Origin of the sequence: Limnohabitans sp. MMS-10A-178, assembly GCF_003063375.1 — a bacterium.
Lineage (GTDB): Bacteria > Pseudomonadota > Gammaproteobacteria > Burkholderiales > Burkholderiaceae_C > Limnohabitans_A.
Genome location: NZ_NERY01000001.1, coordinates 1 through 12,885 on the forward strand (window position 1 = coordinate 1; position 12,885 = coordinate 12,885).

Below are 12,885 nucleotides of genomic sequence, written 5' to 3' on the forward strand. Positions count from 1 at the left end.
TCAACACCGAAGGCACTGGTGTGATCTCTGACGACCAAATTGCAGCCTTGGTGCATGAGCACTTTGACCTGCGTCCAAAGGGCATCATTCAAATGCTCGACCTGTTGCGCCCTATCTACAGCAAGACTGCAGCGTACGGTCACTTTGGCCGTGATGAACCTAACTTCACATGGGAACGCACCAACTTGGCCGCCACACTGCGTGCGGCGGCTGGCTTGAAGTAAAATTTAAACCTTTAGCGCATCCTGAGTGATGCTCCACAAAAAAAGGCAACCACCGTAAAGTGCTTGCCTTTTTTTCAACAACTTGATATTGAAAAAACGTTGGAAGTGTGCATAGCTCCCAGTCTCAACTGCTGTGTAGCAGCTTACATTATATGTCACTCACTCAATCGTATTGAGTGACTTGCCGTTTGAACCAAATCGCCTTTACACTGCCTTCATCATTAAACCTAAACCAGTCCTGCATCGATGTCATAAGTAGTTTCTACCAAGCTCAATTCTGTAAGTACAATTCAGCGCAAATTCTACACGGACTCGCTACCAGATATCGTTAGACAGCTCCAATCCATTTGAGCACAAGCGTATATCGCTTTCCTTGATCGCCACAGTGACTTCATGCTTTCTGTTGTCCAAGTGTCTATGACTTTGTCTGAAAAGCAGCCAGCCATCGTCGCGCATAACCCTGTAAACCCGCTTTTTTTTATTAATCTGGAGGCTATCTATCTTCAGCCTAGCCAAGACCCTTCTACATCCATAAGTAGCTCGGTTTTTGACCATACGGGGTAAGGCATCCTTTAAATCCGCATCATCGGCTTTGTGTGTTGACTTGGTCAAATCAGCCCAATCAGATGAACGAGTTTTCTTGATCAACACGTTACTGCGCGATACGCCAAGAGCCATGCACACCGCTCTTACTGATCGTCCACGAGGATTACAAGAGCGCGCGCAACCTACATTTTAGGTTTGACAAATGCCACAGCCTCCTTGAGAATCTCGCTTTCTAGATTTTTGCGGCTCAGCGCACCTTCAAGTTGTTCAATACATCTCTTGTATTCTTGATGTTCAGAAGCTGGGACGACATTTTCATCGGCATTGACGACGACCAAAGAACCCTCCCAATAAGCTTTGCGCCACTGAGAGAATTAAGAAGCAGTCAAACCACGCCAGCGTGCAACCAAAGACACAGAACTTCCTCGTTCATTAGTCTGTTTGAAGATTTCAATCTTTTGCTCAGGAGTCCAGCGCCTACGGTGCTGAAAACTGGTGAATACCATTACCCGGTTATGTCTTTTTGATGACTTAGTAGTATCCCTGGACTTACCCCTAGTTCTTAGTTTAAGTAATACCGTTGGGGCTGTAATACAGGGTCAAGACCAGGCTGAAATTAAGGAGGCTAGCTCAGAAATAGATATAATAAGTGCTTCCAAAGCTTAGCTTTGAGCTTAATGTTTTCGTATTTAAGGATCTAAATGCGGTTAATTCAATCAATTGTTATGGCAGGTGGATCCGGCACCCGCCTTTGGCCACTATCTCGCGCCGCTTTTCCAAAGCAATTTTTAACCGTATCAGGTGAGCATTCACTGTTACAACTGGCAACCCAACGAATGAGGGCCGTTTGTCACGCTGGCGACAAAGAGATGCCAACAATTGTTGTGGCAAACGAAGGGCACCGCTTTATGGTGCAGGAACAGCTGCAAGAGATCGGAATTAATGATGCAACAATATTACTTGAGCCCGAAGGGCGTAATACTGCGCCAGCGTTAACACTGGCAGCATTAGAGGCTTGTAAGGATGGGGATGATCCGATCTTGGTGGTAACCCCCGCCGATCAGGGCATCAAAGATGAGCAGGCCTTTTCGCGTGCGATGGCTTTGGCTATAGACAGTGCCGCAAACGGTCATATAGTGGTGCTAGGCGTACAACCACTGCGACCTGAAACTGGTTTTGGTTATATATTAGCCCCGGGTAATGAAGACGTTCGTATAGTTCAAGCCTTTGTAGAAAAGCCCAGTGTTGCCACTGCAGAACTCTATCTGGAAGATGGAAATTATTATTGGAATGGTGGAATATTTGTTCTAAAGGCCTCGGTATGGCTGTCGTCACTTAGGCTATTTCGTGAAGACATACACCATGCATGTCAACTCGCCTGGGCAAGTCGCCAAGTGGACGAATACTTCCTGCGTCTTGGCAAATCAGAATTTTTGAATTTACCGTCTGAGTCTATCGATTACGCTGTGATTGAGAAGTGTCCAAATAGCGGTATCCCCATTTCCATGGTGCCATTGGACGCAGGTTGGTCCGACTTGGGTGCCTGGGATGCAATATGGCAATACTCAGAGAACGACGATTACGGCAATAATGCGCAGGGTGATGTTTTGTTCGTTCACTCACACAATTCTTTGGTGCGAAGCGATAACCGTTTAGTTGCGGTATTGGGGTTGAACAATGTAGTTGTTGTCGAGACTGATGATGCCGTTTTGGTGGCTAATCGAGAACAATCTCAAGATGTAAAGTTAATTGTTTCTTTATTACAGAAGCGTGGACGCAAGGAATCAACTCTGCATCGTAAGGTGTCTAGGCCTTGGGGTTGGTATGACAGCATCGGATCAGGTGAACGCTTTCAAGTCAAGCGAATTATGGTCAAGCCTGGCGCCAGCCTGAGCCTTCAGATGCACCACCATCGCTCAGAGCATTGGATAGTCGTTTCTGGCACGGCCGAGGTTACAGTAGGTGATAAGACAGTTTTGCTTACCGAGAACCAAAGTACCTTCATCCCTTTGGGCCAAACGCACAGGTTGCACAACCCGGGCAAGTTACCGCTAGAACTTATTGAGGTGCAGTCAGGTAGTTACCTTGGGGAGGACGACATCGTCCGATTTGAAGACAAATACGGCCGCGCATGAGTTTTTTTTCTTTTCAGCCTTCTACTGCCCTCATCTCCATTGTTCTGCTGACTGGGTGCACAACTCTCCCAAGTTCGGGCCCTCCAGCCAGTGATATAAACAGCAGCAGTTCCAGCGTTGATGGAGCTTCAATTCAGGTTGTAGAAGTTGACGCGGAAGTCACACGTAGACTGCAAAAGCTGCGCAAACAGTTGCTGTTCTCTGAAGTCTATGGCACAGGCCCACATCCGGAGTCGACTGACACAATGGGAGTAGGAGATGCACTAGAAGTGCACATATGGGAAGCGCCTCCAGCCACGTTGTTTGGTGGAAATACCCTCGAGGCCCAAGTCTCAACAACAGGCTCCCGCGCTACCACGTTGCCAGAGCAGGTGGTTGACCGAGAAGGATTCATTGTCGTGCCTTTTGCTGGAAGAGTGCCGGCAGCAGGTCGCAAGATCGCCTCAATAGAAGCAGAAATAATCAAGCGGCTTGCAAAAAAGTCGCATCAACCTGAAGTGCTGATTCGGCGTACACGCAACAGATCTGCAACAGTTGCCGTTGTGGGAGACGTTACAACAAGCGTTAGCCTTCCTCTCACCCCTGGCGGTGAACGTTTGCTTGACGCTTTAGCGGCTGCTGGCGGGGTGCGCCAGGCAGTCAGCAGGACCACACTGCAGATCACTCGCGGAAATCAATACCTTACGCTTCCTTTGGATACAGTCATCCGTGATCCTCGGCAGAATATTACCTTGAAGCCGGGCGATGTAATCACTGCAATGTTCCAGCCGCTGAGCTTCACTGCGCTCGGAGCGACGGGGAAAAACGAAGAAATCAATTTCGAGGCTCAAGGTATTACTCTGGCGCAGGCACTTGCGCGAGCTGGAGGTCTGCTAGATTCGCGCTCAGACGCGCAAGGCGTATTTATTTTTCGCTTCGAGCCTGAAGTTGCTCTGCCCTGGCCTAAGCAGCCTGTGGTGACGTCACCCGATGGAATGGTTCCGGTGGTATATCGGCTTGATCTCAAAAAACCCAGCAGTTTTTTTGTGATGCAGAGCTTTGCGATCAACAACAAAGACATTGTCTATGTATCCAATTCACCGGCTGCTGAAATCCAGAAATTCTTGAATTTGGTTTTACCTTTCGCGTACCAGGCTTTGATGACAGTCCAGGTCACCAAGTAGCAATTTAATTTAAATGCGCAGTCCTAGTGTCATTAAACGTAAAGCAAGGTCCGCTAAAAGGGCAAAGTTTCAAATCGCATTTGCATGTGATGTTCTACGCCTCGAAGTTACTGATTCCGAGTGCACGAATTTCCAACACCGTAATTTAGAGTGGTTACGGGAATTGCTGACTCCGGGTTTATTGGCAGCAAATCCTGGGGTAAACCTTGTAGATTTTCTTGGGCCAGAGACAACCGAAGAGTTACAAGAAAGGATGGGAGACTCTGCACTAGCAGCTTACAGAGAAGATCCTGCGACTGCATGGGCGCAGAACTATGACGCGAAAGACTTCGGTTGCGTCGACTGGTACGTACAACAGTTCTGTAACTCTGAGTTGGTCATCGGATTTGAACTGCCTCCTGTTATCAAGCGTTGCATCCATGCTCGTGGGCAACGCTACCTGGACCTCCGCATTCATCCTCTTCGGTTTTTGCGCGATTTATGTTTCAGTGCCACAACAAACGACCCATTGATTTTTGCCGCACTTTCGAAAATTGAGGTCGATTCGCACGAAATTACTCATCAGGTACATAGGTATCGAGCGATGTTTAGACGCAGATTAATGCCTGTTTTTGCGATTCCTCCAGGACTTCCGGTACTGGTCGGGCAAACAGCAGTTGACTCAGCGATCATTCAAGATGGTCAATTTATGAATTGGTCAGACTATGCTGATCGCTTACAGAGTGAACTCAATGATTTTGATTCGCTCGTTTTCATGGAGCATCCAAGTCAGCCAAGCAGTACGCAAATCACTGAGTTTTTGCGTGGTAGCCTTGAAAAGACAATCATTTCGACCAATGTAAACAGCTACGGCGTGCTTCTTTCGAATAAATCTATTCCCAAAGTCATAACACTTTCATCGTCTTTGGGTGTCGAAGCTCAGGCAATGGGTTTTGAAACAAAATTCTTGTTGGCCGATCCGCGCAATAAATTCTTAGTTCTAGATTGTGATTTGGCCGCCGAAATTCCGATTGGTCATGGGTTGTTTGAGCCCTCATTTTGGGCTGAAGTCTTGCATGTGACTGGCGAACGTCATTACTCCCAAGACCCTAGTTCGAACAGTTTTTCTTTTGGAGAGAACTATGCTCGTAATAGCCTTGACCAGTGGGCTTATGCTGCACTGCAGCACGATCTAGGTCAGGCAGCAGGCCGAAAAACACTAATACCAGCATTGGGTCTCAATTCATTTTGCCGCGATTCACTCCTTGGGGGCATGCTCAGTTACAAAGCAACGCCTTTAGCGCCTGCACAAGCAATGCAACTAGCACATAAAACTGGCCTGCAAATAGAGCTTCTTGATCCGCCAATGGAAATCGGAGAGCATCGAACTGTGGATATGGGTGGTGGATCCTCTAAGACATATTTTGTGGATGGATTTCACCCCCCTGAAGCATGGGGTTATTGGTCAAGCGAAATACGATCATGCATTTATATTCCTGTTTCTAAACGTGCGGTCGCTTTGGGAGCCCTCTTGAAGTTGCGCCTACACATCTTTATTTACAGTGGATTAATCGCGTCGGCACCTGTTCTTCGCATTCGCCATTCAGGTGATACAAGCGGCTACGTTTTTTTTCGCCCTGGAATGCCTGACACCCATGTGGTGGAAGTTAGTGTTCTTGCAAATTCAGAACTTGTGCAGTTGACTTTTGAACTCACTGGACTTGAAAGTCCCTATTCTCTTAAAGAGTCGGGTGATATACGTTGGCTGGGATTTGGTGTAAGAGAATTTGAAATATTTTGTGAAGCATCGTCAGATACTAGGATTGAGATTCAAAACGAACGCGGCCTGTCTGTTTGGGGTTTCTCCCCAGAACCGCTAAATTATAAAATCCACGGAAGAGGCTCCTGACCCAATCATGAATGGCATTCAAAATCTCAAAGATTGGGCGCAAGATTTGCAGGCGATTAATCTCGCATTTGTCGAACGTGAAGCTCAACTGGTGGCCGAAACCAACCGTTTGGGTGCTCAATTAGATGCGGCTCTAGATCGCCAGCGTGAACTGGAAGCCAGTGAAGTCCACTTGCGCGAGCAAATCACGGAACACATGCACCAACTTGAGAAGACTCAGGACGTTATTGTAATTAATGGGCAACTGATAGAGCGAGAAAATCAACTTCTGGCTGAACTTAGTCGAATTGAACAGGATCGGAATGCCGTCACCGAGAAGCTGAAACAATTAGACAACACTTCAAATCAATACATACAAGACTTAACAGATTTACAAACGACTTTCGCTGATTTGCGGAATGAACGTGATTTACTCCAGGGCCAAGTACATCGGCTTGTTCAGGAACAAATTTCAGCAGCCGAAAAATTGAGTCAGTTTGACGATACTTCGCGGCAACATTGGCAAGACATCACAGACCTTCAATCGACTTTGGCCAATGTACGGAATGAACGTGATTTACTCCAGGGCCAAGTACATCGGCTTGTTCAGGAACAAATTTCAGCAGCCGAAAAATTGAGTCAGTTTGACGATACTTCGCGGCAACATTGGCAAGACATCACAGACCTTCAATCGACTTTGGCCAATGTACGGAATGAACGTGATTTACTCCAGGGCCAAGTACATCGGCTTGTTCAGGAACAAATTTCAGCAGCCGAAAAATTGAGTCAGTTTGACGATACTTCGCGGCAACATTGGCAAGACATCACAGACCTTCAATCGACTTTGGCCAATGTACGAAATGAACGTGATTTGCTCCAGGAGCAAATGCGAAGCTCAGTTACGCATAACTCTCAACTCACCTCCGAAATTACTGACTTGATCCTCGAGCGCAAAGAACGCAATCTGCAGCTGGACACACTAAAGACTCAACTGGCGACTGCTGAAGCGATGATTTTTGATGCTCAAGAGAGCCACAAATTTGAATTGAATGCTTTGCACGAGGGTAATGCTATTGAGAAAAATGCACTGGCTACGGAGGTTGAGCGAAAATCTGATCAGATCAATGCGTTGGCAGACCGAATCGGTCGATTGGAGGCAGATCTCGAGGAGAGAGCACTAATCACCTCCGAGTCTCGTGCCCGCGAGGTAAAGTTGCAGCAGCAAGTGAGTACTACGTTTGATAAGCTGACAGTGCAGGATCAAAAAGTCACGGAACTTTTGACAATCATTTCCTCGATGCAGGCAGACTCTGCAAAAACGGGTGAACGTCATGCTAATCAAGTTGAAGCAATAGCGCATGGTTTTCAGCTATCTATCGAAGAGTTAAAACAGACCTATCAGTCCATAGAAATGCATTTGCACAACGAACTTGTCGAAATGCAAGCGCTTATGGATGAAGCGTATTCAGCGAAGAAAACAGCTTTGGATGCTTTGCATCAAATCAAATCAAGTCGGATGTGGCGAGCTTTAGCTCCTGTGCGTTGGTTAATTGGAGCTAATTATTCGGACATTTCGAGTTACAATAATTATTACGATAAAGCTCCCATAGCCCCTAATTCTCTACAAGTCAATTTATCCACTACTCCTAAAAGTTTGTCGACTCCTGAAGAGTATCCAGTTTCAGAAACAATAAAAACGAAATTAAATTTCCCTACTGAAGACTTATCTATGAGCAAACCTATTCATCCTCAAACACCTTTAACAACAGTCGATGCGCTTTTAGATTTGCACGACGAGGATTTTGTACGGTGCACTTACCTGACGATTCTGGGAAGATCTCCTGATCCATCTGGTTTTACGCATTATCTTGGTCTGATTAGGCGTGGTGAAGCAAAAGGTGCCATCATAGCAAGCATCGGGAGATCCCAAGAAGCTCGTAACCGCCAAGTCGAATTACCAGGTTTGAATCAACTCATTGAACGCTACCCTCGGAGGCTCCCCCCGTTTTTAGGCCGACTTATAAGGCGCGCCTTTCGCGCCACTACAGATCAACTCGAAACTCAGGTTCGCTCTACAGAAAATCTGATCTATCGACTTCATCAAGATGACAAGAGGCGCTTTGATCAGATTGATGCTGCTATTGCCGATATTCAACGGCAAATGAGTGATAACCTTAGGTTGATTCTTGAAAATTCAATTCGTATTGATCCCAGCAATTCGCAGCAGACGCCGGTAGTCAACAGTACTCATACGAAAAAAGCTCGCCGCTTTTACTATTACGTGGATCACACTGTTGTTTGCCCAACCAATACGGGAATGCAGCGTGTGGTTCGACGTTTGGCAGATGCGCTCGTTCGCGCTGGACAGAATCCTACATTTGTGAAGTGGAGTCCAGTCAAAAACAAACTAGTTCTCATCAGCCGAAATGAGTTGAAGCACTTGTCGCGCTGGAATGGTCCTTCCATTTCGACCGAGATCACAAACCAATATCCTGAAGCCGGTGAAGTCGAGATTGAGGTGGGTGCCAACAAATATGCTGTTGAAGATCTACTTCTGATCCCTGAAGTTACACACATCAACTTCCATGGAAAAAATCTCACCTTGGATGTTATTGCCGCTGCTGCTGCTGCCAAGTTGAGCACTGCATTTATCTTCTATGACGCTACACCTTTGCGCAGGCCAGAGTTGGCCCCGATGAGTGCTGTTCATGCAGAATACATGCAGCAATTGATGCTTGCCGATTTGGTGTTTCCAATTTCAGAATGGGTTGCAACTGATCTACGCGCATTCCTGTCTCAGGACCAGATGTGCGTGCAAGGCATTAAGCCAATTATTCAAACTCTTTTTCTCCCGGGAGAATCTCAACTGCTTGCCCGAGTTCGTACGGCACCAAGTCGAGCGGCCAAACGAATACTCAGTGTCGGTTCTATCGTTCCTCATAAGAATCAGATGTTACTGGTCCACGCTTTTGAGCAACTTTGCGCTGAGCGCCCTGAACTTGATTGGGAACTTGCTTTGGCTGGGAACCTACATCCCGATCTCGCTGGCGAACTTCACCTCGCAACCGTCAACAACCCGAGAATTAAGTATTTGGGTGAGGTGGAAGACGAACACCTTGCGGAGTTGTATCACACTGCAGCATTCACAGTTTTTCCATCGGTTATGGAAGGATTCGGACTACCAATTCTCGAAAGTCTCTGGTTTTCCCGGCCATGTATTTGCGCGAATTTCGGTGCTATGAGTGAAGTTGCCGCAGGTGGAGGATGCTTGACCGTAGACACGCGCGAATTAAGTCAACTCAAAAGTGCCATAACTCGATTAATCGACGATCCTGCGCTATTTGTTACACTTCAGACTGAAGCTATGACACGTCCCATTCAGACTTGGAGTGACTATGCATCGAAGTTGGTGTCTGAGGTACAGCGTTTTGCAAGTCCTTTAAGAAACTTAGGGACGATATATTACTGGGTGGATCAAACTAGTCACTATCACTCGAACACTGGAATACAAAGGGTAGTAAGAGGATTGGCAAGAGTTTTGATTGAGTCTGGTGCCGAATTGATTCCCGTTCGCTGGTCACAAGCCGAGTCTACGCTTGTTCGAGCGACTGACAGTGAATTAGAACATTTGGCTCGCTGGAATGGTCCTAGGGCCGATTCTTGGTCTGCTTGGAAACCTCTATCATTGGTTACCCAGGCCGATTGGCTACTTGTTCCGGAAGTTACTCATTTGCAAACAAAGGCCATTCGAGATTTCGCACATGCAAATAATTTGCGTTGTGCTTGGGTGTTTCACGATTCAATTCCGGCAAAATTAAAAAATATCTATCCACCTGAAGCGGTGAGAGCTCATACTGAGTACATGCATGAACTAGCCTTGGTTGATCGAGTACTTCCAAATTCTCTTTACAGTACTAGTGAGTTGCTTCAGTTCCTTACGCAAACTAACACAAGGCACGGTGAACTAGAGCATCGAATAATCACATGTCCTTTACCTGGCGAGTTTCTCGAGTCACCTCGTAATTTAGCAATTAAATTAAAACCCGCTGGCCAAACTATTAAGGTTCTTTGTGTTGGGACCGTTGAGCCTAGAAAAAATCACTTGACTCTGCTAGAAGCTTTTCGTCAACTTAAAAGTACTTGCACTGTTGATGTGGAACTTGTAATCGTAGGCGGGGACCCTTTCGTTGATTTATCGGTTGAAGTGCAGAAGCAAGTCGATGAACTTCCTGGTACCAAGTGGATTCGAAAGAGCAGTGATACTGAACTTCAGAAACTTTATGATGATTGTGATTTCACCGTCTATCCTTCTATCGAAGAAGGTTTTGGACTGCCAATATTGGAAAGTATTTGGAATGCACGCCCTTGCATATGTGCTAGCCATGGGGCCATGCGTGAAGTCGCTGAGGGCGGCGGATGCCTAATTGTCGATGTACGAGACGCAACCTTGTTGAAAGATGGTATCCAGAAATTGACCGAGGACAAGGAATTAGTTCGCAAACTGACATCAGAGGCTATTGCACGGCCATTTCTGACATGGATGGATTATGCTTCTTCGGTGTTGGAAGCGCTTGCTAGCGAGCGACAATTGGTTCATAACTTCATCTCGGCAAATGAATGCCAACTTTCCGGAACGTTGTATGACGTTATGCCTAATCTAAAACCCAGGCCTTTGTTGTCGATATGTATTTCCACCTACAACAGAGCTGCTTGGCTTGGTGTAAATCTTCGCAATTTAGCTAGATTATGGCCAACACCGCATCCCGATGTCGAACTATTGATATGTGATAACACTTCTACTGACAATACGCCTGATATTGTTAAAGGTTATTTGTCGCGTCCTGACTTTAAATATGTTCGTAATCCCGAAAACGTAGGAATGCTAGGAAATCTTCGAGTAACGGCTAATGCGGCAACTGGGCAGTATGTTTGGATACTTGGAGATGACGATCTTTTACTCCCAGGTACTATCGAACGAGTTTTATCAACTATAAGAAATAATCCTTTGACTGCATTGGTTTACATGAACTATGCGTACACAAGAAATGACAATGCAGAAACTGTTCAGGATATCGATGTCTTTTTGAATGATTCGACACCTATTGGCCCTGTTACAGATGATGCCGTTGGTACTGTTCGGGACATGTGTGCGAAATCGGAGAATTTCTTTACAGCAATATATTGCCTTGTATTGCGGCGTGACCATGCTATTCGAGCCTATTCCCAGGATACCAATGGCAGACCATTCTCGTCTATGTTATCTTGTATTCCAACAACTTACCATGTCTTGAACTACATGATGGATGAGCCTGCATGTTGGATTGGGGCGCCCCAGTTGGTTGTGAACATGAATGTCTCTTGGATGAGGTACGCCTCTTTGTGGATTCTTGAGCGTCTACCTGAAGCTTTTGATGTCGCGCAGCGCTATGGGGGAGACCCTTTGGCAATTGATCAATGGCGACTGAACTTGATACCAAGTATTAACCATTTTATGTCGGAGATTTGCTCAGATGATCCAGAGGGTAACGCTGAGTTTATTTCTATTAGACGGTTAGTCAATCGGCTAAAGCATCTCGAGGAGTTCAAGGGTATTGCACCTCAATTAAAAGAATCTTATCTACGAGCTCAGGAAAAAGGTATGTCCATAGCGAATTTGCCTGCTGAAGATGTTTTTGGAAGTGTTTGTTGAAATTTACAGATGGAGTTAACATGAGTTCATACAAAGCAATAGATAAGTGCCGAATTGCACAGAGTCAGACCCTAATCAGCGTTCTAAATCTCGGCCATCAAGCCCTCACCGGGGTATTCCCTCGCAGTGCAGATGAAAAGATAACCCAAGGCCCCCTCGAACTAGTCTGGTGTCCTGACGGGGGGTTGCTGCAATTGCGACACTCCTATGAGCCATCCGAAATGTACGGTGACAACTATGGGTACCGCTCTGGACTGAACCAGTCCATGGTGAGCCACCTTACTGACAAAATAGCTTATCTCGAGCGGTTGGTACAACCAAAGTCAGGCGATGTGGTAGTGGACATTGGCAGCAATGACTGCACTACTTTGAAGGCCTATCAGACGCCAGGTCTGCGCCGTATTGGCATTGATCCTACTGGACGCAAATTTAAGGAGTACTACCCGGGCGACGTAACCCTAGTGCCTGACTTTTTCTCGGCGGATGCTTACCGGTCGGTAGAAAGCAAGCCTGTTCGTATGATTACCTCGATAGCAATGTTTTATGACCTAGAGGCGCCGATCGAATTTGCTAAGCAGATTGAATCAATCTTGGCAGATGATGGAGTATGGCACTTCGAGCAAAGCTACATGCCTTCCATGCTGCGCCTCAATTCCTACGACACCATATGCCATGAGCATTTGGAGTATTATTCATTGGGTTCGGTCAAGAAGATCCTTGATGCTGCTGGACTTCGGATTGTAGATGTGGTCATGAATGCAGTGAATGGTGGCAGCTTTGCCGTGACGGCTGCCAAAGTAGGCAACCTAAGCATCAAAAGCAATCGGGCTGTAATCGACTGGCTGTTGGAACAGGAAGAACGTATGGGCCTTGGAACGCCTAGACCCTTCCGTGAGTTCGAAGAGCGAGTATTCCGACACCGTGACGATTTGAAGCGTCTTATCAGCGCGCTCAATGCAGATGGTAAGAAAGTTCTTGGCTATGGTGCCTCAACAAAAGGTAATGTCGTGTTGCAGTTTTGCGGACTCACGGCTCAGGACATCCCCGCCATTGCAGAAGTGAACCCAGAGAAATTTGGACGAGTCACCCCTGGCACGCACATCCCAATCATTTCAGAAACTGAAGCTCGTGCGATGAAACCCGACTATTTCCTAGTGTTACCCTGGCATTTTAAAGAAGGTATTCTTCGCCGAGAAAAGGAATATCTTGCCAGCGGTGGTCGCTTCATCTTCCCTTTCCCTGAAATTGAAATCATTTGAAG

At 46.5% G+C, this 12,885-nt stretch carries 7 protein-coding genes; 6 read left to right on the forward strand and 1 reads right to left on the reverse strand.

Annotation, left to right across the window (positions count from 1 at the left end; genetic code table 11):
* Positions 1-224, forward strand: a 224-nt coding sequence (locus B9Z32_RS00005) for a methionine adenosyltransferase domain-containing protein (RefSeq protein WP_158268155.1), incomplete at its 5' end; no start/stop codon positions are given.
* Positions 225-1,144: 920 nt separating this feature from the next.
* On the opposite strand, the gene B9Z32_RS14270 is transcribed toward B9Z32_RS00005, so the two are convergent.
* Positions 1,145-1,276, reverse strand: a complete 132-nt coding sequence (locus B9Z32_RS14270; RefSeq protein WP_108419395.1) for a transposase — start codon at positions 1,274-1,276, stop codon at positions 1,145-1,147.
* A gap of 195 nt (positions 1,277-1,471) precedes the next feature.
* On the opposite strand from B9Z32_RS14270, the gene B9Z32_RS00020 reads away from it, so the two are divergent.
* The 5 genes from B9Z32_RS00020 to B9Z32_RS00040 are packed head-to-tail and all read left to right on the forward strand — an operon-like array spanning position 1,472 to position 12,883.
* Positions 1,472-2,905: a mannose-1-phosphate guanylyltransferase/mannose-6-phosphate isomerase gene (locus B9Z32_RS00020; protein WP_108419396.1), complete on the forward strand. Its 1,434-nt coding sequence runs from the start codon at positions 1,472-1,474 to the stop codon at positions 2,903-2,905.
* Complete coding sequence (locus tag B9Z32_RS00025) at positions 2,902-4,068, forward strand: polysaccharide biosynthesis/export family protein (RefSeq protein ID WP_108419397.1); 1,167 nt, start codon at positions 2,902-2,904, stop codon at positions 4,066-4,068. The genes B9Z32_RS00020 and B9Z32_RS00025 overlap by 4 nt, the downstream gene beginning before the upstream one ends.
* Before the next feature lie 13 nt (positions 4,069-4,081).
* The gene (locus B9Z32_RS00030) at positions 4,082-5,956 is read left to right on the forward strand and encodes a hypothetical protein (RefSeq protein WP_108419398.1); all 1,875 of its coding nucleotides are present in this window, start codon (positions 4,082-4,084) and stop codon (positions 5,954-5,956) included.
* Positions 5,957-5,963: 7 nt separating this feature from the next.
* Positions 5,964-11,624: a glycosyltransferase gene (locus B9Z32_RS00035; protein WP_108419399.1), complete on the forward strand. Its 5,661-nt coding sequence runs from the start codon at positions 5,964-5,966 to the stop codon at positions 11,622-11,624.
* A 20-nt stretch (positions 11,625-11,644) separates the two neighbouring features.
* Complete coding sequence (locus tag B9Z32_RS00040) at positions 11,645-12,883, forward strand: class I SAM-dependent methyltransferase (RefSeq protein WP_108419400.1); 1,239 nt, start codon at positions 11,645-11,647, stop codon at positions 12,881-12,883.
* Positions 12,884-12,885 lie beyond the last annotated feature (2 nt).